This is a genomic window from Microbacterium caowuchunii (genome assembly GCF_008727755.1).
GTDB lineage: Bacteria > Actinomycetota > Actinomycetes > Actinomycetales > Microbacteriaceae > Microbacterium > Microbacterium caowuchunii.
The window spans coordinates 1,525,653-1,546,948 of the sequence record NZ_CP044231.1; the positions used below are offsets into that span (position 1 = coordinate 1,525,653).

20 protein-coding genes are annotated in these 21,296 nt (G+C 70.1%); 12 read left to right on the forward strand and 8 right to left on the reverse strand.

What is annotated here, in order from left to right; translation table 11 throughout:
* Nucleotides 1-23 precede the first annotated feature (23 nt).
* From pgl to tkt, 6 genes are read right to left on the reverse strand one after another with little or no spacing between them, the layout of a single operon-like run.
* Nucleotides 24-806, reverse strand: coding sequence for a 6-phosphogluconolactonase (gene pgl, locus F6J84_RS07260; protein WP_150972591.1), 783 nt, complete (start codon nucleotides 804-806; stop codon nucleotides 24-26).
* Nucleotides 803-1,750 carry a glucose-6-phosphate dehydrogenase assembly protein OpcA gene (locus tag F6J84_RS07265; protein ID WP_150972593.1) on the reverse strand — a complete coding sequence of 316 codons (948 nt, stop codon included), beginning with the start codon at nucleotides 1,748-1,750 and terminating at the stop codon, nucleotides 803-805. The genes pgl and F6J84_RS07265 overlap by 4 nt, the downstream gene beginning before the upstream one ends.
* Nucleotides 1,747-3,297, reverse strand: coding sequence for a glucose-6-phosphate dehydrogenase (zwf, locus tag F6J84_RS07270; protein ID WP_150892425.1), 1,551 nt, complete (start codon nucleotides 3,295-3,297; stop codon nucleotides 1,747-1,749). Before zwf ends, F6J84_RS07265 begins: the two co-directional genes overlap by 4 nt.
* 15 nt (nucleotides 3,298-3,312) lie before the next feature.
* Entirely contained in the window at nucleotides 3,313-4,929 is a 1,617-nt protein-coding gene (locus F6J84_RS07275; protein WP_150972595.1) for a glucose-6-phosphate isomerase, read from the reverse strand.
* Nucleotides 4,926-6,032 (reverse strand): transaldolase, encoded by a 1,107-nt coding sequence (tal, locus tag F6J84_RS07280; RefSeq protein WP_150972596.1) that lies wholly within the window; start codon nucleotides 6,030-6,032, stop codon nucleotides 4,926-4,928. Before tal ends, F6J84_RS07275 begins: the two co-directional genes overlap by 4 nt.
* Nucleotides 6,029-8,128 (reverse strand): transketolase, encoded by a 2,100-nt coding sequence (gene tkt / locus F6J84_RS07285; RefSeq protein WP_150972598.1) that lies wholly within the window; start codon nucleotides 8,126-8,128, stop codon nucleotides 6,029-6,031. The genes tal and tkt overlap by 4 nt, the downstream gene beginning before the upstream one ends.
* Before the next feature lie 142 nt (nucleotides 8,129-8,270).
* Between tkt and F6J84_RS07290 the strand changes: the two genes are divergently transcribed.
* Nucleotides 8,271-9,197 (forward strand): heme o synthase, encoded by a 927-nt coding sequence (locus F6J84_RS07290; protein ID WP_150972600.1) that lies wholly within the window; start codon nucleotides 8,271-8,273, stop codon nucleotides 9,195-9,197.
* A gap of 83 nt (nucleotides 9,198-9,280) precedes the next feature.
* On the opposite strand, the gene F6J84_RS07295 is transcribed toward F6J84_RS07290, so the two are convergent.
* Together F6J84_RS07295 and F6J84_RS07300 are read right to left on the reverse strand one after the other, a co-directional pair.
* Complete coding sequence (locus F6J84_RS07295; protein WP_150972602.1) at nucleotides 9,281-9,778, reverse strand: hypothetical protein; 498 nt, start codon at nucleotides 9,776-9,778, stop codon at nucleotides 9,281-9,283.
* A gap of 85 nt (nucleotides 9,779-9,863) precedes the next feature.
* On the reverse strand, nucleotides 9,864-10,808 hold the full coding sequence (locus tag F6J84_RS07300; protein WP_150972603.1) for a COX15/CtaA family protein: 945 nt from the start codon (nucleotides 10,806-10,808) through the stop codon (nucleotides 9,864-9,866).
* Between the two features lie 254 nt (nucleotides 10,809-11,062).
* On the opposite strand from F6J84_RS07300, the gene sufB reads away from it, so the two are divergent.
* The 11 genes from sufB to F6J84_RS07355 all read left to right on the forward strand — a co-directional run bounded on the left by sufB (nucleotide 11,063) and on the right by F6J84_RS07355 (nucleotide 21,237).
* A complete protein-coding gene (gene sufB, locus F6J84_RS07305) occupies nucleotides 11,063-12,481 on the forward strand; it encodes a Fe-S cluster assembly protein SufB (RefSeq protein ID WP_150972605.1) in 1,419 nt (472 codons plus the stop codon).
* Nucleotides 12,481-13,659: a Fe-S cluster assembly protein SufD gene (gene sufD, locus F6J84_RS07310; protein ID WP_150972607.1), complete on the forward strand. Its 1,179-nt coding sequence runs from the start codon at nucleotides 12,481-12,483 to the stop codon at nucleotides 13,657-13,659. Before sufB ends, sufD begins: the two co-directional genes overlap by 1 nt.
* A complete protein-coding gene (locus F6J84_RS07315; RefSeq protein ID WP_150972610.1) occupies nucleotides 13,656-13,985 on the forward strand; it encodes a non-heme iron oxygenase ferredoxin subunit in 330 nt (109 codons plus the stop codon). The genes sufD and F6J84_RS07315 overlap by 4 nt, the downstream gene beginning before the upstream one ends.
* 14 nt (nucleotides 13,986-13,999) lie before the next feature.
* A complete protein-coding gene (gene sufC / locus F6J84_RS07320; RefSeq protein WP_150972612.1) occupies nucleotides 14,000-14,770 on the forward strand; it encodes a Fe-S cluster assembly ATPase SufC in 771 nt (256 codons plus the stop codon).
* Between the two features lie 9 nt (nucleotides 14,771-14,779).
* A complete protein-coding gene (locus F6J84_RS07325) occupies nucleotides 14,780-15,109 on the forward strand; it encodes a metal-sulfur cluster assembly factor (protein WP_150972614.1) in 330 nt (109 codons plus the stop codon).
* Between the two features lie 80 nt (nucleotides 15,110-15,189).
* On the forward strand, nucleotides 15,190-16,368 hold the full coding sequence (locus F6J84_RS07330; protein ID WP_150972616.1) for a MalY/PatB family protein: 1,179 nt from the start codon (nucleotides 15,190-15,192) through the stop codon (nucleotides 16,366-16,368).
* A gap of 31 nt (nucleotides 16,369-16,399) precedes the next feature.
* The gene (locus F6J84_RS07335) at nucleotides 16,400-17,341 is read left to right on the forward strand and encodes a siderophore-interacting protein (protein ID WP_150972618.1); all 942 of its coding nucleotides are present in this window, start codon (nucleotides 16,400-16,402) and stop codon (nucleotides 17,339-17,341) included.
* Nucleotides 17,342-17,349: 8 nt separating this feature from the next.
* Complete coding sequence (locus F6J84_RS07340; protein WP_202980480.1) at nucleotides 17,350-18,342, forward strand: FecCD family ABC transporter permease; 993 nt, start codon at nucleotides 17,350-17,352, stop codon at nucleotides 18,340-18,342.
* The gene (locus F6J84_RS07345; protein ID WP_150972621.1) at nucleotides 18,339-19,355 is read left to right on the forward strand and encodes a FecCD family ABC transporter permease; all 1,017 of its coding nucleotides are present in this window, start codon (nucleotides 18,339-18,341) and stop codon (nucleotides 19,353-19,355) included. Before F6J84_RS07340 ends, F6J84_RS07345 begins: the two co-directional genes overlap by 4 nt.
* Nucleotides 19,352-20,179, forward strand: a complete 828-nt coding sequence (locus tag F6J84_RS07350; RefSeq protein ID WP_150972622.1) for an ABC transporter ATP-binding protein — start codon at nucleotides 19,352-19,354, stop codon at nucleotides 20,177-20,179. Before F6J84_RS07345 ends, F6J84_RS07350 begins: the two co-directional genes overlap by 4 nt.
* Nucleotides 20,180-20,208: 29 nt before the next feature.
* Nucleotides 20,209-21,237 (forward strand): ABC transporter substrate-binding protein, encoded by a 1,029-nt coding sequence (locus F6J84_RS07355; protein WP_150972623.1) that lies wholly within the window; start codon nucleotides 20,209-20,211, stop codon nucleotides 21,235-21,237.
* The last annotated feature ends 59 nt before the right edge of the window (nucleotides 21,238-21,296 follow it).

Here is a 21,296-nt window from a genome sequence, read left to right on the forward strand (position 1 = left end):
GGCGGGCCGCGGCGTGCGCGGCGTCAGTAGGTGCTGTCGATGAGCTCGGGCGGGACTTTGCCCGCCGCGGCCTCGTCGACGAAGAAGACCGTGCGCTTGCGGCCCTTCGCGCCGGCCGCGGGCACGCTCTGATAGCTGGCTCCCGCGAGGGCGAGGCCGAGCGCAGACGCCTTGTCCGCGCCGGCGAGGACGAGCCACACCCGCTTGGAGGAGTTGATGACCGGGCGCGTCATGGTGATGCGCTCCGGCGGGGGCTTCGGCGACTCGCGCACCGGCAGGGTCGCACGGTCGGTCACCGTGATCTCCTGGCGGTCGGGGAACAGCGACGCGATGTGCGCATCCGGTCCCACGCCCAGGAAGCAGACGTCGAACGACGGCCAGGCCCCGACGGCGGGATCGGCGAAGCGGGCGAGCTCATCCGCGTATGCCGCTGCCGCCGCATCCAGGTCCAGGCCATCCGTGCTGCCGGCCATCGTGTGGATGTTCCCGGCCGGGATGTCGATGTGGTCGAGCAGGGCCGCGTACGCATCCGTGTCGTTGCGCTCGGCGGAACCGCGCGGCACGAACCGCTCGTCGCTCCACCAGAAGTGCACGAGCGACCAGTCGATCTCCGCTGTGCGCGGATCCGCTGCCACGGCGCTGAGCACCCGGCCGCCCATGGATCCTCCGGTGAGCGAGACGTGGGCGTTCTTGCCCTCTGCGACCCGCTTGGCGATCCGGCTGAGCAGCCGCCGCGCGACGGCGGCGGAGAGGCGGTCGGGGTCCGGACGGACGACGACCTGCTTCTCGACGGTGCTGTCGGTCATGGTGCGTCCTTCGGCGAGGGGGACTCGACGAGTGCGCACCCGTCGGTAACCACCCGACCGTACAGCAGATCGGGGTCCAGCCGCCGGAGTTCCTCCGCGAGGCACTCCCGCAGCGACCGTCGCGGGAAGGCGAGCTCGTGGCTCGGCTGACCCGGCTGGGTCAGGATGGCGGTCGCCGGGCTGGGCCGCTCGAGCAGGATGTCGCCGCCCGCGCGGGTGAGACGCACGGACTTGATCCCGTGCTCCCACTCGTCCGCGTCGAGGTAACGCCAGGTGACGTCGATCCCGAGCTGCAGTGCGAGCCAGGCCGCCAGGAGCGGGGTCGAGGGGGAGTCCTCGCCGCCGAAGACCTCCGCAGCGGTGACCGGCTCGTACGGCGGCTGGTCGAGCACCGCCGCGAGCTGCTCCCGCCAGCGGGTCAGACGCGTCCAGGCCAGATCGGTGTCACCGGGGGCGTAGTGGCCCCCGAGGTCCCGGACCCACTGGTGCGGGTCGTCCTGCGTCGCCGCATCCGTGATCCGCCGCTGGGCGATCCGGCCGAGGGCGGAACGGGACGGCACATCGGGGGTGTCCTCCGGCCACCAGACCACCACGGGTGCGTCCGGCAGGAGCAGTCCGGTCACGAGGCTCTCCGCATTGGAGCCCGCGGCGCCGTGGGCCTGCAGCAGCACGACCTCGCTGGCGCCCGCGTCCCCGCCGACGCGGATCTGCGCGTCCAGCCTGGGCGGGTCGTCGAGCGGGCCGGCCATGAGCACGATGACCCGCATGGGGTGCTCGCGCGAGGCGTCATTGGCCGCCTCGATGGCCTCCTCCTCGATCCCTCGCCGCGTCGCGATCACGAGGGTCAGCACGCGCCCGAGGGCGACCGCTCCACCCTCCTCGCGGACGTTGACGAGTGCTTTGGAGATCTTGCTGACAGTGGTGTCGGGCAGATCGACGATCACGGGCGCCTCCAGGTGCGTCCATCACGGGCCAGCAGCTCGTCAGCGGAGCGCGGTCCCCATGAACCGGGGGAGTACTGCTCGAGCGGACCGCCCTGCGCCTCCCAGAACTTCTCGATCGGGTCGAGGATCTTCCAGCTGAGCTCGACCTCCTCGTGCCGCGGGAAAAGCGGCGGGTCGCCCAGCAGCACGTCCAGGATGAGGCGCTCGTACGCTTCGGGGCTCGCCTCGGTGAAGGCGTGGCCGTACCCGAAGTCCATCGTGACGTCGCGCACCTGGGTGTCGATGCCGGGGACCTTCGAACCGAACCGGATGGTGACCCCCTCGTCGGGCTGGACCCGGATGACGAGGGCGTTCTGCCCGAGGCCCGAGGTCTGGGTGCGACCGAACAGGTGGTCGGGGGAGCGCTTGAAGACGACCGCGATCTCGGTGACGCGGCGTCCCAATCGCTTGCCGGTGCGCAGGTAGAACGGCACGTCCGCCCAGCGGCGCGTGTTGATCTCGAGTTTGACCGCCGCGTACGTCTCGGTGGTGGACGCCGGAGCCATGCCGTCCTCCTCGAGGAAGCCGCGCACCTGCTCACCGCCCTGCCAGCCGCCGCCGTACTGCCCACGGGCCGTGGCGAGGGCCAGGTCCTCCGGCAGGGTGACCGCCGCCAGCACCTTCTCCTTCTCCGCGCGCAGCTGCGTCGCGTCGAAGCTGATGGGCTCCTCCATCGCGGTCAGTGCCAGGAGCTGGAGCAGGTGGTTCTGGATCACGTCGCGGGCTGCGCCGATGCCGTCGTAGTAGCCGGCACGACCGCCGACGCCGATGTCCTCGGCCATCGTGATCTGCACGTGGTCGACGTAGTTGCGGTTCCAGATGGGCTCGTACAGCTCGTTCGCGAAACGCAGCGCCAGGATGTTCTGGACGGTCTCCTTGCCCAGGTAGTGGTCGATCCGGAAGATCGAGTCCGCCGGGAACGCGGCGCGGAGGGAGTCGTTGAGCTCGCGCGCCGACTGGAGGTCGTGCCCGAACGGCTTCTCGATCACCACGCGACGCCACCGGTCCGGCGAATCGGCGGTGTCGTCGACCAGCCCGGAAGCCTTCAGCTGCTGGGCGACGATCGGGAAGTCCTTCGGCGGGATCGACAGGTAGTAGGCGTGGTTGCCCATCGTGCCGCGTTCCACATCCAGCAGTTCCACGGTCTCGCGCAGTCGCTGGAACGCCTCGAGGTCGTCGAACTCGCCCTGGACGAATCGGATGCCCTGCAGCAGTTGCTCCCAGGTCTCCTCACGGAACTCCGTGCGGGAGTGCTCCTTCACGGCGTCGTACACGACGCGGGCGAAGTCCTCGTCCTCCCATTCCCGTCGGGCGAAGCCGACCAGGCCGAAGCCCGGGGGAAGTAGTCCTCGGTTGGCCAGGTCGTACACGGCGGGCATGAGTTTCTTGCGGGACAGGTCGCCCGTCACCCCGAAGATGACCAGCGCGCTCGGTCCCGCAATGCGGTTGAGGCGCCGGTCGTCGGGATCGCGGAGCGGATTGTGCTCTCGCGAGATCTCGGCAGTCATCGGTTGGTAGATCTCCTATTGGGCGGCTTCGAAAAGGGGGAGCACGTCGGCCTGCGCGTCGGTGAGCGTGAGCGTCACCACGGGCCGTCCGTGCTGGGAGAGGACGCTCGCGTCGCCGGCGGCCTGCGCCTCGATCAGCTCGCCGAACGTGAACGGTCGTCCGGGGATCTCCACGTCGACGTCGGTGCGCTGCAGGATCTGCAGGAAGACGCCGTTGGCCGGACCACCCTTGTGGTACTGGCCGGTGGAATGCAGGAACCGCGGGCCCCATCCGAACGTGGTGGGGCGCCCGGAGTCGGCGGCGACGAGCTCGCGCAGACCCTGCAGGTGCTCCAGGCCGATGCGATCGACGTACGCCTGGATGGACACGTAGCCGTCGGCGGGGACCCGGGCCCAGAGGGCGTCGAGCACCCCGGCGACGGTCCCGGAGGCGGCGAGTCCCGGATCCGAGACCCGGACCTCGACCCCGTCCTCGACGAACGCGGCGGGCGCGGGCTCCGGACGTGCGTCCAGCAGGGCGCGGGTCGCGGTCTTCGCCGACTCCACGTCCGGCTGGTCGAAGGGGTTGATCCCCAGCATCCGTCCGGCGATCGCGGTGGCGTACTCCCAGACCACGAACTGCGCGCCGAGCGAGCCGCTGACCAGCACCTCGCCGTGGTGCTGTTCGAAGAGGTGGTCGTGGTGCACGTCGTCGACGAATCGCACGATCTGCAGGTCCTCGGGGACGGTGTCGACCTCCGGCGAGACAGGGAGCAGGACGACCGGGAGGATGCCGGTGCCGTCCTTGCCGGTCGACTCGGCGACGAGCTGCTCGATCCAGTCCGGCAGACCCACCATGTGGGTGCCGTCCGAGACGAGACCCAGCTTGTCCCGGCGCGGCGACCCGCCGGCGATGGCCGCGGCCAGCACGAGGGCGGGATTGCGCACGTCGTCGATCGCCACCTCGAGGAGGGTGGCCTCCGCCTCGTCGAGCAGCTCGTTCAGATCCACTCCGGCGAGGCCCGTGGGAACCAGCCCGAAGGCGGTGAGCGCGGAATAGCGACCTCCGACGGTCGGGTCCGCCGTGAAGACGGTGTAGCCGTCGGCGCGCGCGGACTCCTCCAGCGGGGACCCCGGATCGGTCACCACGACGATGCGGGTGGCGGGATCGATGCCGATATCGCGGAACGCCGCTTCGAAGGCACGCTTGGCCGAGTCCGTCTCGATGGTCGATCCGGACTTCGACGACACCACGAGTGCGGTGCGGGCGAGTGCGTCCGTGGTGTCGCCGTCGATCGCGGCCAGCACCTGCTCGGGCGCCGTCGAATCGAGGATGACGAGCGGAACGCCCGACGTGCCGGCGATCACCTCCGGGGCGAGCGACGAACCGCCCATCCCGGCGAGCACGATCCGCGTGACGCCGTCCGCACGGAGAACGTCGCGCAGCGTCTCGATCTCCGGCACGAGGGGCCGTGAGACCGAGACGGCCTGCACCCAGCCGAGCCGCTGCCCGGCCTCGGGCGCGGCCGCGGGGCCCCACAGGTCCGCGTCGCCCGCGGTGATGCCGGAGGCCACGAGGCTGTCGACGAGACCGGGAAGGGTCTCCTCGACGACCTCGCGGACGTGCCCGGTGAGTCGGATGTCGACACTCATCGGGAGGCCTTCAGCGCCTCCGCGACGGTGTCCTGCAGCTCATGCCAGGAGACGATGAACTTCTCGACGCCCTCGTCCTCCAGCACCTGGGTGACGTCGTCGAAGTCGACGCCGGCGGCGGCGAGGCGGTCGAAGACCTCGTGCGCCGAACCGTAGTTGCCGGTGACGGTGTCCCCGGCGATCTCGCCGTGGTCGAAGGTGGCCTCGAGCGTCTTCTCCGGCATGGTGTTTACCGTGCCCGCGGCGACCAGCTCGGTCACGTACAGCGTGTCCGGCAGCGCCGGGTCCTTGACACCGGTCGAGGCCCAGAGCGGACGCTGCACGTTGGCACCGGCCTCGAGGAGGGTCCGGGCGCGGTCGGTCGCGAACTCGCGCTCGAAGAGCTCGTAGGCGAGCCGGGCGTTGGCGATGCCGGCCTTCGAGAGCAGGTCCTTCGCGGCATCCGTCCCGATGGCCTTGAGTCGCTTGTCGACCTCCGTGTCCACGCGGGAGACGAAGAAGGACGCCACCGACTGGATCGTGGAGATGTCGTGGCCCGCGGCGCGCGCCCGTTCGATCCCGCTGAGGTACGCGTCGATGACCGCCGCGTAGCGCTCGAGGCTGAAGATGAGCGTCACGTTGACCGAGATGCCCGCCGCGATGACCTCGGTGATGGCGGGCAGGCCGGCCTTGGTCGCGGGGATCTTGATGAGCGCGTTCGGGCGGTCGACCTTGGCCCACAGCTCCTTGGCCTGCGCCACCGTCGCGGCGGTGTCGTGCGCAAGATCGGGGGAGACCTCGATCGACACGCGGCCGTCGACGCCGTGGGTGGCGTCGAACACGGGGCGGAAGATGTCGGAGGCTGCCTGGACGTCATCCGTCGTGATCTCGAAGATCGCGGTGTCGACGCTCGCGCCGGCTGCGGCGAGGCTCGCGACCTGCTCGGCGTAGGCCTCGCCCTTCGAGAGGGCGCCCGCGAAGATCGTGGGGTTGGTGGTGACGCCCGAGATGTTCCGGTCCGCGATCAGTGCGGCGAGGTTGCCGGTCGTGATGCGCTCGCGGGAGAGGTCGTCGAGCCAGATGCTGACGCCCGCAGCGGAGAGCTGCTCGGTGGGGGTGCTCATGCGTTGTTCTCCTTGATCGTCTCGCGTGCCGCGGCGACGACGGCTTCGGCGGTGATGCCGAACTTCTGGAAGAGGGTCTTGTAGTCGGCGGAGGCGCCGAAGTGCTCGATCGACACGGAACGGCCCTTGTCGCCGACGATGCCGCGCCAGGGGAGCGCGATGCCCGCCTCGACGGACACGCGAGCCGTGACGGATGCCGGCAGCACCGACTCGCGGTAGGCCTCGTCCTGCTCGGCGAACCACTCCAGGGACGGGGCGGACACCACGCGGGCGTTGACGCCCTCGGCGGCCAGGGTCTCGCGTGCGGCGACCGCAAGCTGCACCTCGGAACCGGTGGCGATGAGGATCACGTCCGGCGTGCCGCCCTTGGCCTCGGCGAGCACGTAGGCGCCGCGTGTGGCCAGGTCGGCCGAGGCGAACTCGTCCTCGGCTGCGGCGCCCTGGCCGCGCTCGAACACGGGGATGTTCTGACGGGTCAGCGCGATGCCGGCAGGTCCCGCGTTGCGACGGAGCATCTCGAGCCACACGACGGCGGTCTCGTTCGCGTCCGCCGGGCGTACCAGCGCGAAGTTCGGGATGGCGCGCAGCGTCGCGATCTGCTCGATCGGCTGGTGCGTGGGGCCGTCCTCACCGAGCGCGACCGAGTCGTGCGTCCAGACGAAGATCGTCGGGATGTTCATGAGGGCTGCCAGGCGCACGGGCGGGCGCATGTAGTCGCTGAAGATGAGGAAGGTGCCACCGAACGGGCGCGTCGGCCCGTGGAGCTTGATGCCGTTGAGGATCGAGCCCATGGCGTGCTCACGGATGCCGAAGTGCAGCACCCGCCCGTAGGGCGAACCGCTCCACTCGTTGGTCGACCACTCCTCGGGGATGAAGGACTTGGCGTCCTTGATGGTCGTCAGGTTCGACTCTGCGAGGTCCGCCGATCCGCCCCAGAGCTCGGGGAGCTCGGCGGCGAGGGCGTTGATGACCAGTCCGGATGCGGCGCGCGTGGAGACGTCCTTGCCGCCGGCGAAGACCGGGAGGGCCTTCTCGATGCCGGCGGGGAGCTCACCGGCGAGCAGACGCTCCAGGAGTGCCTTGCGCTCCGGGTTCGCCTCCGCCCATGCGTCGTAGGAGCTCTGCCACTGCGCCTTGGCCGCCTCACCGCGCTGGACCAGCGAGCGGGTGTGCGCGATGACGTCCTCGGCGACCTCGAAGGTCTGCTCCGGGTCGAACCCGAGGACCTTCTTCGTCGCGGCCAGCTCGTCCGCACCGAGGGCGGATCCGTGGATCTTGCCGGTGTTCTGCTTGCCGGGCGAGGGCCATCCGATGATCGTCTTGAGGATGATGATGGACGGCTTGTCCGTCTCGCCCTTGGCCGCCTCGATGGCGGCGTAGAGCTCGGCGACGTCCTCGACGTACTCGCCGGACTTCTTCCAGTCCACCGTCTGCACGTGCCATCCATAGGCGTCGTAACGCTTGGCGACGTCCTCGGTGAACGCCACGTTGGTGTCGTCCTCGATCGAGATCTGGTTGGCGTCGTAGATCACCACGAGGTTCCCGAGCTGCTGGTGCCCGGCGAGCGACGACGCCTCGCTCGTGACGCCCTCCTCCAGGTCGCCGTCGGAGGCGATGACGTAGATGTGGTGGTCGAACGGAGAGGTGCCGGCGGGCGCCTCGGGGTCGAACAGGCCGCGCTCGTAGCGGGCGGCGTAGGCGAAGCCCACGGAGGACGCGAGGCCCTGGCCCAGCGGGCCGGTGGTGATCTCCACGCCCTTGGTGTGCCCGTACTCGGGGTGACCCGGCGTGAGGGAGCCCCAGGTGCGCAGGGCCTTCAGGTCCTCGAGCTCGAGGCCGAAACCACCGAGGTACAGCTGCACGTACTGCGTGAGCGAGGAGTGTCCGGCGGAGAGGATGAAGCGGTCGCGGCCCAGCCACTGCGGATCAGCGGGGTCATGACGCATGACGTGCTGATAGAGCAGGTACGCAGCCGGTGCGAGGCTCATCGCGGTGCCGGGGTGGCCGTTGCCCACCTTCTCCACGGCGTCCGCCGCGAGAATCCGGGCCGTGTCCACGGCGCGCTCATCGATATCGTCCCAACGCAAATCCGCCACGGGACCGCCTTTCCAGAATGAGGGGATGCGCAGCTCATGCTCCAGCCCCTGCACCACGGCATCGCGGAGGGGGCGGGCGCAGGCGCGCGTGTGGTTTCAGCATAGACTGGAGGGACCTTCCCGCGGGGCGATTGAGGGGTAGATGGACATCACGACGAGTGCGGCACTCGAGGCATCCGGCGTACGTCCGACCCTCGGGCGCAAGATCCGCGCCTACATCACGCTGACCAAGCCGCGGGTGCTCGAGCTCTTGCTGGTCACGACCGTTCCGGTCATGATCCTCGCCCAGGGTGGGTTCCCGAACCTCTGGCTGGTGTTGGCGACCGTCATCGGCGGCTCGATGAGCGCGGGTTCGGCTGCGACGTTCAACATGTACCTGGACCGGGACATGGATGCGCACATGCAGCGCACCGAGGACCGGCCGCTCGTCACGGGTGAGGTCACCCCCCGCGGCGCACTCATCTTCGCCTGGGTGCTGGCCGTCGGATCCACCGTCTGGCTGCTGATCACCACCAACCCGCTCACGGCCGGTCTCTCGGTCGCCGCGATCTTCTTCTACGTCGTGGTCTACACGATGCTGCTCAAGCGCCGCACCGAGCAGAACATCGTGTGGGGCGGCATCGCCGGCTGCTTCCCGGTCGTCATCGGCTGGTCCGCCGTGACCGGATCGCTGTCCTGGTCGGCCGCGATCCTCTTCGTCCTCGTCTTCCTCTGGACGCCCCCGCACTACTGGCCGCTGTCGATGAAGTACAAGAACCAGTACGACGAGGTGGACGTGCCCATGCTCGGGGCGACCCGTTCGGGTTCCCAGGTGGGTCTTCAGGTCATCCTCTACGCGTGGGCGACGGTGGCGTGCTCGCTGCTGCTGATCCCGGTCGGCCCGATGGGCCTGGTGTACACCGCATCCGCCGTGGTCTTCGGCGGCTGGTTCATCTACGAGTCGCACCGGCTGTACAACCGGGCCGTGCGCGGCACCGAGCCGCGGCCGATGCGCGTCTTCCACGCATCGATCACCTACCTGACGCTGCTGTTCGTCGCGATCGCGGTCGACCCGCTCCTGCCGTTCTGATCCGTTCCTGAGAACAGCGGATCCGCCGCGGTCGGGACGACAGCGCGTACGCGGTCCCGATCACGGCGGATCCCCTCATCCGGTCAGCGGGTGAGGTCGGGGCGCTGGTCTGCTCCGCCGGCCCGATCGTCCGTGGCCGCCGAGGCGGTGGCGGACGACGCGGCGGCAGCAGGCGGTGCGGCGTGGGACGGCGTCTCCACGTCGGCATCCTCGTACTGCGCGACCGGGGCGGCCTCGTACTGTGCCGGCGGGGCGACGGACGTGGGCGCTGCGGCGTAGGACGAAGAGGCTGCCGTGGTGCCGGGGGCGGGCTGTGCCGGTGCGACCAGCGAGCGCGCGGCCGCGAGGGCCAGTGCGGCGACGAAGCCGACGAGGCCGGCGCCGACGAAGGCCGCCGCGAAGACGGCCCACGACTGACCGCCGTACACCTCGACGCCGGTCGCCGTCCCGTCCAGGAGCCCGGCCGACATCACCTCGATCTTGTCGACCGTCAGCCAGACGCCGAAGGCGAGGCTGGCAGCCGACCCGACGACGAGAGCCCAGTACGGGATGCTGACGAACAAGCGGGGGCGTGAATTCATGGGATGACTCCTCGGGAGCGCGACAACGGTTGCCGCAGCATCCGCCCACCCTGCCCGGAGCACCCCGACAGCGCCCGTGCGGAACCTATGCGTCTGCTGTGGATGCCGTGGTCTTGAGCTTCAGTACGACGACCGTCATGGCCGCGGCGGTGAGCGCGGCGAGCACCATGTGCGTGCCGACCGCGAGCTCGGGGAGTCCGTTGCGAGCCTGGTAGAGCCCGACCAGGATCTGCACGATCTCCACGCCGAGGAGCGCCGTCACCCAGGTGCGGACCGGCAGGCGCTGCGCCCACGCGGCGAAGGTGAGCACCAGGGTGAGCGCGAAGAGGGCGTATCCGGGCCATGCGTGCACGTGCTCGAGCACCTCGGCGTTGAATCCGTTGCGTCCGGCGTCGGCGTCGCCTGAGTGCGGGCCGGCGCCGGTGGTGAGCACGCCGAACGCGATGGTCAGGGCCAGGACCGGCGTGGTGATGTGCGTGAGGAGCGCGTACCAGCGCGGAACGGCCCGCACCCGGGCGCCGGGAGCGGAGTTCATCCGGACGAGGAACGCGGCGCAGACGCAGACGAGGGCGAGCGAGGCGACGTAGTGGAATCCGACGATGAAGGGGTTGAGCCCCGTCAGCACGGTCACGCCGCCGACGAGCGCCTGTGCCGCGACCCCGATCAGGACGACGAGGGCGAGACGGAACAGGTCGCGCCGTTCGCGCCGCAGCCGCCACACCAGGACGAGCACGATGAGGGCGAGGATCCCGACGAGGCCGGTGAGGGTTCGGTTGCCGAACTCGATGATCCCGTGGATGCCCATCTCCGGGGTGTTCACGAGCGACTCGGGGGTACACGTCGGCCAGGTGGGGCAGCCGAGGCCGGAACCGGTCAGACGGACCGCCCCGCCCGTGGCGATGATCAGCACCTCGGCGACGAAGGACAACCACGCGAACACCCGGATGCGGGTGTCGACCCGGTCCGGCAGCCATCCGCGCAAGCCTCCGGTGCTGGGCGGTCGGGTGGTGGTCTGCGTGTCGGCAGCCATGGGTGCGCCTCCTGGGAGAGGGCCGCGTGTGGGTGGCGCGGCCCGCGGCACGCCCCCCGCGGGGGAGGCGGAACCTGTAGAATCGAGGGGTCGGGAAGCCGCATGCGCATGCACGTGGTCCCCCTGACAGTTTAGGTGCACGCCTGCGCCTTCTAATCGGGCCGGAAGCGGCATTCCCCCTCGCGAACTCCCACGGGGATGAGGAATGCCGGGACGGATGACACCGTTGGGTCCTAAGAGGAGAGTGACACACCATGTCGGATGTGCTGATTGACCGGCCCGAGCTTGCGAGCCTCGGTGTCTACGAATTCGGATGGCACGACCCGGATGCGGCGGGCGCCAGCGCCACGCGCGGCATCTCGGAAGCGGTCGTCCGCGACATCTCCGCCCTCAAGGCGGAACCGGAATGGATGCTGAAGACGCGGCTCAAGGGCTATCAGCTCTTCGGGCGCAAGCCCATGCCCACCTGGGGTGCGGACCTGAGCGACATCGATTTCGAGAACATCAAGTACTTCGTGCGCTCGACGGAGAAGCAGGCCCAGTCGTGGGAGGACCTCCCCGAGGACATCCGGAACACGTACGAGAGGCTCGGCATCCCCGAGGCAGAGCGCTCGCGCCTCGTCTCCGGCGTCGCCGCACAGTACGAGTCCGAGGTCGTCTACCACCAGATCCAGGAGGATCTGGAGCAGCAGGGCGTCATCTTCATGGACACCGACACCGCGCTGCGCGAGCACCCCGAGTTCTTCCAGGAGTACTTCGGCACCGTCATCCCCGCCGGCGACAACAAGTTCGCGGCGCTGAACACCGCCGTGTGGTCGGGCGGATCGTTCGTGTACGTGCCCAAGGGTGTGCACGTCGAGATCCCCCTGCAGGCCTACTTCCGTATCAACACGGAGAACATGGGCCAGTTCGAGCGCACGCTGATCATCGCGGACGAGGGCTCCTACGTGCACTACATCGAAGGGTGCACCGCTCCGATCTACAAGAGCGATTCCCTGCACTCCGCGGTCGTCGAGATCATCGTCAAGAAGAACGCCCGCGTGCGGTACACGACCATCCAGAACTGGTCGAACAACGTCTACAACCTCGTCACCAAGCGTGCGGTGGCACACGAGGGCGCGACGATGGAGTGGGTCGACGGCAACATCGGCTCCAAGGTGACGATGAAGTACCCGTCGATCTACCTCATGGGCGAGCACGCCAAGGGCGAGACGCTCTCGGTCGCCTTCGCCGGTCCCGGACAGCACCAGGACGCCGGAGCGAAGATGGTGCACATGGCGCCCTACACGCAGTCGTCGATCGTCTCGAAGTCGATCGCGCGCGGCGGTGGTCGCGCCGGTTACCGGGGCGAGGTCAGGGTGGACGCGAACGCGCACCACTCGGCGAACACGGTGCGTTGCGACGCGCTGCTGGTCGACACCATCTCCCGCTCCGACACCTACCCGTCGATCGACATCCGCGTCGACGATGTGCAGCTCGGCCACGAGGCCACCGTCTCCAAGGTGAGCGAGGAGCAGCTCTTCTACCTGATGAGCCGCGGGCTCGCCGAAGACGAGGCCATGGCCATGATCGTGCGCGGCTTCATCGAGCCGATCGCCCGTGAGCTGCCCATGGAGTACGCACTCGAATTGAACAAGCTCATCGAGATGGGCATGGAAGGATCCGTCGGCTGATGAGCTCGGCTACACAGGCCCCCGCGGAATCCGCGAAGGGCCACACTGACCCTGCCGCGGCGTTCGTCCCGGTGCAGACCCGTTCCGAGCGCCCGCGCTCGTACGACCCCGCCGATTTCGGCGCCCCGACCGGCCGTGAGGTCAACTGGAAGCACACGCCCCTCGACCGGGCGCGTGCCCTCCTGGAGGACGTCGCAGGCGACGAGGGCGCGGTGGGCATCTCCGTGTCCGGCCCGCTCGCAGCAGCCGGCCTGCGGATCGGCGAGGCGCCCCGCGGTGAGGTGTTCGTCCCCGAGGACGTGACCGCCGCGATCGCGTGGAACCGTTCCGTCGAAGCGCTGTACCTCGCCGTGCCGGCCGGCGCCGAGTTCGACGAGCCGACCTTCGTCGACCTCCGCGGTGCCGGAGGACGGGCGCATTCGCAGATGGTGATCGAGGCGGGTGCCAACTCGCGCGCCACCGTGATCCTGCGTCACGCCGGGGCCGCGCAGTTCGCGCAGAACGTCGAGATCATCGTGCGCGACGGTGCGTCGCTCACCGTCATCAGCGCCCAGGAATGGGACGACGAGGCGGTCCACCTCGCTGCGCACCAGGCGCGCGTGGAGCGCGACGCCACGCTGCGCCACATCGTCATCAGCTTCGGCGGGGGTCTCGTGCGGGTCAACCCGAGCGTCGAACTCGCCGGCGCGGGTTCGCGCGGTGAGCTCTACGGACTGTCCTTCGCGGATGCGGGCCAGCACCTCGAGAGCCAGGTGTACCTCTTCCACAAGGGCGAGCACACGGTCGGGGACGTCCTCTACAAGGGCGCGCTCCAGGGCGACACCGCCCGCTCCGTGTGGATCGGTGACGTGCTCATCGGGCCCGACGCGGTCGGCACGGACTCGTACGAGGCCAACCGGAACCTCGTCCTCACGGACGGCGCACGCGCCGACTCCATCCCGAACCTCGAGATCGAGACCGGCGACATCCGGGGCGCAGGCCACGCGAGCGCCACCGGACGCTTCGACGATGAGCAGCTGTTCTACCTGCAGGCGCGCGGGATCGAGGAGGAGGAAGCACGCCGGATGGTCGTGCTCGGTTTCCTCATGGAGATCGTCCAGAAGATCGGTTTCCCGGAGCTCGAGGCGTCGCTCGTCGAGCGCATCCACGCCGAGCTGGCGGAGGTGGCCGCGCGATGACCGCGACCCGCGTCTGTGCTCTCAGTGAGCTCGAGCAGGACACCGCCCGTCGCGTCGAGGTGGACGGCGTCGCCATCGCCGTCGTGCTCGACGGAAACGGCGAGGTCCACGCGATCGGCGACGTCTGCACACACGGTGACATCTCCCTCTCCGACGGTTTCGTCGAAGGGGAGACGCTGGAGTGCTGGGCCCACGGCTCCGCCTTCTCGTTGCGCACCGGGCAGCCCCTGAACCTGCCGGCCTATGAGCCGGTTCCCGTTTTCGAGGTCACGATCGAGGGCGACGATGTGCTCATCGACCCGTCCGTGACCAAAGCCGTCAATTGAAGAAGGAAGTCTCAATGTCTGTTCTCGAGATCCGTGACCTGCACGTGACGGTGGAGACGGATGAGGGAACCACCCCCATCCTCAACGGCGTGACCCTCACGATCCGTACCGGTGAGACCCACGCCATCATGGGGCCCAACGGCTCCGGCAAGTCGACCCTGGCCTACACGATCGCCGGCCACCCGAAGTACACCGTCACCCAGGGGTCGATCACCTTCGACGGCGAGGACGTGCTCGCCATGACGGTCGACGAGCGGGCCCGCGCGGGCCTGTTCCTCGCGATGCAGTACCCGGTCGAGATCCCCGGCGTGACGGTCACCAACTTCCTCCGTACCGCGAAGACCGCGATCGACGGCGAGGCGCCCCCCATCCGCACGTGGACGAAGGACGTCAAGTCGGCGATGAAGAACCTCCGGATGGACTCCAAGTTCGCCGCGCGCAACGTCAACGAGGGCTTCTCCGGCGGAGAGAAGAAGCGTCATGAGATCCTCCAGCTCGAGCTGCTGAAGCCCCGCATCGCGGTACTCGACGAGACGGACTCCGGACTCGACGTCGATGCGCTCAAGATCGTGTCCGAAGGCGTGAACCGCGCCAAGGAGGAGACCGGTCTCGGCGTCCTGCTGATCACGCACTACACGCGCATCCTCAAGTACATCAAGCCGGACCACGTGCACGTGCTCGTGAACGGACGGGTCGCGGAGGAAGGCGGGCCCGAGCTCGCCGACCGGCTCGAGAGCGAGGGCTACGATCGTTTCCTCGAGCCCGTCGCCGACGCGGACGCGTAGACTCGCGTCATGACCGCGACGCTCACACCCGAGAAGTACGACGAGGTCACCGAGGCTCTCAAGGACGTCATGGACCCGGAGCTCGGGATCAATGTCGTCGACCTGGGACTCATCTACGACCTCGCGTGGGACGACGAGAACGACGCGCTCGTCATCCACATGACCCTCACCTCTGCAGGCTGCCCGCTGACGGACGTGCTCGAGGAGCAGACCGCACAGGCGCTCGATGCCGTCGTCGACCGCTTCCGGATCAACTGGGTCTGGATGCCGCCGTGGGGCCCCGAGCGGATCACGGACGACGGGCGCGACATGATGCGCGCACTCGGCTTCGCGATCTAGATCTAGACCTTCCGGACCGCCGCCGCCCCCTCCCGGGCGGCGGCGCTCCTGTCTTCCCGGACGGACGCTAACCTCGACGGATGACCACCGAACCGCTCCGAGCCCTGCCCCTGGATCAGCTGCGCCAGCGCACGAGTGCGAAGTGGCGCACGTATCCGGACGACGTCCTCCCGCTCTTCGTCGCGGAGACCGATTTCCCGCTCGCACCGGCGATCATCCGCACGCTCGAACGTGCGGTGGCGCTCGGGGACACCGGGTACACCTCCGGGGACTCCGGCGTGCGCGAGGCCTACGCCGCGTTCGCCGAACGGCGGTTCGGCTGGTCCCCGGACCCGGCACGGATGCGGACGACGGCGGACGTGTCCATGGGGAACGTCGAGATCCTCCGCCGGGTGGTCTCGCCCGGCGACCGCGTCGTGGTCACGCCGCCGGTCTATCCGCCGTTCTACGACTGTGTGGCGGAGGCCGGCGCGGAGGTCGAGCGGGTCCCGCTGCGCGAACGTGGGGACGGCTGGGAGCTGGACCTCCTCGGCATCGAGGCGGCGTTCGCCGGGGGAGCGCGCGCCATCCTGCTGTGCAATCCGCACAATCCCACGGGCACCGCGCACTCCCGCGAGAGCCTCGCGGCCCTGGCCGACATCGCGGCCGGGTTCGGCGCGACCGTCGTCAGCGATGAGATCCACGCCCCGCTCGCCAGGAAGGACGCCGGGTTCACGCCGTTCCTGGCGGCCTCCGACGTGGCCGCCCGGGTGGGTTTCACGGTGACATCGGCGAGCAAGGCCTTCAACCTCGCCGGTCTGAAGTGCGCCGTGATGGTTGCGGCCGACGGCCCGACCTCGGACCTGCTCCGGGGGATGCCGGAGGAGGTCGAATGGCGGACCGGGAGCTTCGGCGCGATGGCCGCGGTGGCGGCGTTCGCCCCGGAGAGTGACGCGTGGCTGGACAGCCTGATCGCGGCGATCGATGAGAACGCGCGTCTGCTCGCGGACCTCCTCGCCCGGCACGTCCCAGGCGCCCGGTACCGCATCCCGCCGGTCGGATACCTGGCGTGGGTGGATCTGTCCGCGCTCGGATGGGGCCCCAACCCGTCGGCGCGTATCCTCCGGGACGCACGCGTCGCGCTCCATTACGGTCCGGCATTCGGTGAGGGGGGTGCCGGACACGTCCGCTTCAACCTCGCCTGTTCGCCGGAGGTCCTGACCGAAGCCGTGGAACGGATCGGTGCTCTGGTGACCGGTGGCGAGGAAGAACGGGTTTGAGCGGATAGGCAGGCAAGGCTAACCTTATCGGGTGCCCCCCGCGATCACCGCCGTCCGACCTGCCTACCGCCCCTACGCCGCCCGCGTCGAGGAGGTCCGGACGCTGTCGCCGAGCTTCGTTCGGGTGACCTTCTCCGGCCCGGAGTTCGCGGACTTCGGTCGCTCGGGACTGGATCAGCGCATCAAGGTCGTCATCCCGTTCGCGGACGGCACCATCGCGGACCTCGGCCAGAACGATCCCGTCGCGATCGCCGAGGGCAGCTGGTACACGCGGTGGCGGGACCTGCCCGCGGCCCGGCGCAATCCGTTCCGGACGTACACCGTGCGGCGGTTCGACCCCGCCCGGCAGCGGCTGGACGTCGACTTCGTGCTGCACCACGATCCCGGCCCCGCCGGCGCGTGGGCAGCCTCGGCCACCCCGGGCGACGAGCTCCTCATCATCGGCCCGGACGAGAACAGCCCCCACTCGCACACGGGACTGGACTGGCATCCGGGTACGGCGCGCCGGCTCCTCCTCGCCGGCGACGAGACGGCGGCGCCGGCCATCTGCTCGATCCTGGAGTCGTTGGACGCTTCCGCCGACGTCGACGCATTCGTCGAAGTGCCCACCGCGGCGGATGTCCTGACGCTCGACACGCGGCCGGGAGTCCGCCTCACGTGGGTCCCGCGTGAGGGAGCGCCGCACGGACACCGGCTCATCGAGTCCCTGCAGACCTGGTGCGCCGCATCCGCCGACGTGCTGGCCGCGGCCGCGGCGCCCCGCCCTCAGGAGCTCGCCGACATCGACGTCGACCGGGATCTGCTGTGGGACAGCCCCGAAGAAGGGGAGGGGGAGTTCTACGCGTGGATGGCGGGGGAGTCCGCGACCGTCAAGCTCCTGCGCCGGATGCTGGTCAGCACGCACGGCGTCGACCGCAAGCGGGTCGCCTTCATGGGCTACTGGCGGCTCGGCCAGTCCGAACGGCAGGAATGACTCCGCGGATGCGGCGGGCGGCCCTGCTCGCCGGCGGCTCGGTACTCCTCGTCGTCGCCGTCCTCGGGAGCCTGCTCGTGGGGGCGCGGGAGATCCCACCCGGCGTGGTGCTGGATGCCCTCCTGCATCCCGTGGCCGATGACCCCGACCACATCGTCGTGCTCACCCAGCGTGTGCCCCGCACCGTGATCGGCGCCCTCGCGGGCGCGGCGCTTGCGGTCGCGGGCGGGCTGATGCAGGGGATCACCCGCAACCCGCTGGCCGACCCCGGCCTGCTCGGCGTCAACGCGGGCGCGTCCGTCGCGGTCCTCGCCGCCATCACCTTCGCGGGGATCACGCAGCCGGGCGGTTTCGTCTGGTTCGCGTTCCTCGGCGCGGCGGTCGCGGCGTTCGGCGTGTACGTGATCGGGGGAACAGGCCGGGACGGCGCGGACCCGGCGAAGCTGGCACTGACGGGGGCGGCGATCACGGCGGGTCTCACCTCCGTCTCGATGCTGATCCTCACCACGGATACGACCGCCCTGAACGTGTATCGGTTCTGGTCCGTCGGTTCCCTCACCGGTCGGGGCATGGACGTCGCCCAGTTGCTGGCCGTCCCCATCCTGGTCGGGATCCTCGTCGCTTTCCTGTGCGCATCCAGTCTCGACCTGCTCGCGCTCGGCGACGCCACCGCACGTGGGCTCGGCCACAGCACCACGCGCACCCGGATGCTGGCCATCAGCGTCGTCGTGCTGCTCTGCGGTGCCGCGACCGCCATCGCCGGACCGCTCGTGTTCGTGGGCCTCGTCGTGCCGCACCTGACTCGGGCCGTGGTCGGTACCGACTACCGGTGGATCATCGCCACCGCGATCCCGCTGGGCGCGACACTGCTCCTGGTCGCGGATGTGATCGGACGCACCATCGTCGCCCCGGCCGAGTTGGAGGCGGGGCTCGTCGTCGCGTTCCTGGGCGCACCCGTGCTCATGACGCTGGTGCTGCGCCGCCGGATGGTGACGCTGTGAGCGGCATCGCCGCGGTGCGCGCGCGCGGGCGGCGCCGCACGCTGCGCATCACGGGCGTCGTCGCGGGGGTCGCCCTGCTCGTCGCCGTGGCCGCCCTGATGGTAGGGGACTACGCCCTGACCCCCGGTGGGGTGGCCAGGGCGCTGCTCGGCGCGGGGACGCCGATCGAGCAGTACGTGGTGACCCAGGTCCGCCTGCCCCGGCTCACGATGGCGCTCGTGTGCGGCGCCATGCTCGGCCTCGCGGGTGCCCTCCTGCAGACCCTGCTTCGTAATCCTCTGGCGAGCCCCGATCTGCTCGGGATCAGCGGCGGGGCGAGCGTGGCCGCGGTGTTCGCGACCCTCGTGCTCGGCCTGCCTGCGTGGGGCGTCACCGGCTTCGCCTTCCTCGGCGGACTCGTCGTGGCCGCGATCCTGCTCGGCGCCGCACGACGCCTCGCGGACGGCGGCTACCGGATCGTCCTGGCCGGTGTCGGGATCTCGTTCCTCTGCGCCGCGGTCATCGGCTACCTGATCAAGCGCGCGCAGGTGAACGATGCGCAGTCGGCGTTCGTCTGGATCACCGGCAGCTTCGGGGCGACGCTGTGGCGGGACGTGTTCATCCTGGCCGTGGTGCTGGCGCTGTGCGTACCCGCGGCCGTCGCGGCCGGGCGGGTGCTCCCCGTCATCGAACTCGGCGACCCCTCGGCCATGGGCCTCGGACTACGCCCGGCGCTCGTGCGGACCGGTGTCGTCGCGATCGCCGTCCTCCTCGCCGCCGCCAGCACGGCCTTCATCGGGCCGGTCGCGTTCATCGCGCTCGGCGCGCCCGCCATGGCCCGGAGCCTCGTCGGGCGCGGCTCCCCGGCGCTCGGGACCAGCGCCGTCCTGGGCGCCGCCATCCTCGTCGCGGCGGACCTGATCGCCCAGCACGCGCTGCCCGGGGTGTCCGTGCCCGTGGGCGTCGTGACCGGGGCGATCGGCGCCCCCTATCTGCTGTGGCTGCTGGCCACCTCGAAAGGAACACGCGTATGACCAGCGAGCATGCGGACCTCCCCGTGTTGCGGGCGCGGGGTCTGGCCGCCGGGTACCCCGATCGCCGGGTGATCGAGCAGCTGGACCTCGATGTGGCACCCGGCCGGGTGACCATCATCATCGGCGCGAACGCGAGCGGTAAGTCGACCCTGCTGAGCACGCTCGCCCGATTGCTGCCGCCCCTCGGCGGTGCCGTCACCATCGACGAGGTCGACATCCGCACGGTCCCGCGCCGCGCGCTCGCCCGCCGGCTCGGCATCCTGCCGCAACAGCCGACCGCGCCGGACGGGCTGCGCGTGGGCGACCTCGTCTCGCGCGGCCGGTATCCGCACCGAGGGTTGCTCGGGCGCTGGACCGACGCCGACCAGGAAGCGGTGGATGCCGCGATGCTCGCGACCGGGCTCACCGATCTGGCCGACCGGGCCGTGGGCGAACTGTCCGGCGGGCAGAGGCAGCGTGCCTGGGTGGCGATGGCGCTCGCGCAGGACCCACGCATCCTGCTCCTGGACGAGCCGACCACCTTCCTCGACCTCAGCCATCAGCTCGAGGTCCTGGACCTCGTGCGCCGGCTCAACCGGGTCCGCGGCACAACGGTCGTCGCCGTCCTGCACGACCTCAACCTCGCAGCGCGGTACGCCGACGACCTCGTGGTGATGGCCGAAGGGGGGATCCTCGCCCAGGGGCGGCCCGCCGACGTCCTGACCGCCGAGGTGCTCCGGGTGGCGTTCGGCCTCGAAGCGCTCGTGATGCCGGATCCCCTCACCGGAACCCCCCTCGTCATCCCGATCCCCGACGGCGCCCATGCCGCCGGCGATCCGGCCTGACCCACACGACCCCATCGAAAGGAATGCTCATGTCCCTGACCCGCATCCGCGCCGGCTTCGCGGCGACCGTGGCAGCCGCCGCCGTCCTCGCCCTCGCCGGCTGCTCCGGCGGCGCCTCGAGCCCGGCCGCAACTTCGCCGGGGGAGGCCGGCGCCGACGGCTTCCCGGTCACGATCGCGCACGCCTTCGGCGAGACCGTCATCGAGTCGAAACCCGAGCGCATCGTGACGTGGGGCTGGGGCGCGGCGGACGCCGTACTGGCACTCGGCGAGGTGCCGGTCGCGATCCCGGCGCAGCCGTACGGCGGCGACGAGGACGGGGTGCTGCCCTGGATCGCGGACGAGCTCGAGTCCTTGGACGCGCAGACCCCCATCGTGCTCGATTCGTCGACGAACGAGGTCCCGATCGAAGCGGTCGCCGCCGCCGACCCTGACCTGTTCCTCGCCCCTTACTCCGGCCTCACCGAGGACGAGTACCAGCAGCTGACGGGTCTGGGGATCCCGGTGGTGGCCTATCCCGAGACCGCGTGGTCGACGCCCTGGCGCGACGTGATCACGATCACCGGCCAGGCGCTGGGCGCGGAGGCGGCCGCGGACGAGGTCATCGCCGGCATCGAGGAGGACATCGCCGCGAAGGCGGCGGAGAACCCGGCGTTCGCGGAGAACACCGTCGCCCAGGTGTGGGACACGGCCGGAACCTTCTACGTGTACCTGCCGGCCGACCCGCGGGTCGAGTTCATCGAGGACCTCGGGTTCACGACGGCTCCGAGCGTCTCCGAGCTCGACACGGGTGAGGCCACGTTCTACTACACGCTCGGGTACGAGAACCTCGATCGGCTCACGAGCGACGTGCTGATCGCCTACGCGGACAGCCAGGAGCAGATGGACGCCTTCCTGGCCTCCGACCAGGCCGCGCTGCTTCCGCAGGTCGCCGCCGGGAAGGTCGTGCAGATCGTGGGCGAGGCGGAGGTCGCCTCGATGTCGCCCCCCACCGCGCTCTCCGTCGCCTGGGGTCTCGACGCCTACGTCGACGCCCTCGCGCAGGTCGTCGGCGACTGAGCGGTCCCGTTCACGACGAAGCCCCGACCGGTGAGGTCGGGGCTTCGTCGTCAGCGGGG

What these genes read in the sequence shown, in the direction of transcription:
- pgl (WP_150972591.1), bottom strand. Translation starts at nt 806, where the DNA reads ATGACCGACAGCACCGTCGAGAAGCAGGTCGTCGTCCGTCCGGACCCC.
- zwf (WP_150892425.1), bottom strand. Translation starts at nt 3,297, where the DNA reads ATGACTGCCGAGATCTCGCGAGAGCACAATCCGCTCCGCGATCCCGAC.
- F6J84_RS07275 (WP_150972595.1), bottom strand. Translation starts at nt 4,929, where the DNA reads ATGAGTGTCGACATCCGACTCACCGGGCACGTCCGCGAGGTCGTCGAG.
- tal (WP_150972596.1), bottom strand. Translation starts at nt 6,032, where the DNA reads ATGAGCACCCCCACCGAGCAGCTCTCCGCTGCGGGCGTCAGCATCTGG.
- F6J84_RS07290 (WP_150972600.1), top strand. Translation starts at nt 8,271, where the DNA reads ATGGACATCACGACGAGTGCGGCACTCGAGGCATCCGGCGTACGTCCG.
- F6J84_RS07295 (WP_150972602.1), bottom strand. Translation starts at nt 9,778, where the DNA reads ATGAATTCACGCCCCCGCTTGTTCGTCAGCATCCCGTACTGGGCTCTC.
- F6J84_RS07300 (WP_150972603.1), bottom strand. Translation starts at nt 10,808, where the DNA reads ATGGCTGCCGACACGCAGACCACCACCCGACCGCCCAGCACCGGAGGC.
- sufB (WP_150972605.1), top strand. Translation starts at nt 11,063, where the DNA reads ATGTCGGATGTGCTGATTGACCGGCCCGAGCTTGCGAGCCTCGGTGTC.
- sufD (WP_150972607.1), top strand. Translation starts at nt 12,481, where the DNA reads ATGAGCTCGGCTACACAGGCCCCCGCGGAATCCGCGAAGGGCCACACT.
- F6J84_RS07315 (WP_150972610.1), top strand. Translation starts at nt 13,656, where the DNA reads ATGACCGCGACCCGCGTCTGTGCTCTCAGTGAGCTCGAGCAGGACACC.
- sufC (WP_150972612.1), top strand. Translation starts at nt 14,000, where the DNA reads ATGTCTGTTCTCGAGATCCGTGACCTGCACGTGACGGTGGAGACGGAT.
- F6J84_RS07325 (WP_150972614.1), top strand. Translation starts at nt 14,780, where the DNA reads ATGACCGCGACGCTCACACCCGAGAAGTACGACGAGGTCACCGAGGCT.
- F6J84_RS07330 (WP_150972616.1), top strand. Translation starts at nt 15,190, where the DNA reads ATGACCACCGAACCGCTCCGAGCCCTGCCCCTGGATCAGCTGCGCCAG.
- F6J84_RS07340 (WP_202980480.1), top strand. Translation starts at nt 17,350, where the DNA reads ATGCGGCGGGCGGCCCTGCTCGCCGGCGGCTCGGTACTCCTCGTCGTC.
- F6J84_RS07350 (WP_150972622.1), top strand. Translation starts at nt 19,352, where the DNA reads ATGACCAGCGAGCATGCGGACCTCCCCGTGTTGCGGGCGCGGGGTCTG.
- F6J84_RS07355 (WP_150972623.1), top strand. Translation starts at nt 20,209, where the DNA reads ATGTCCCTGACCCGCATCCGCGCCGGCTTCGCGGCGACCGTGGCAGCC.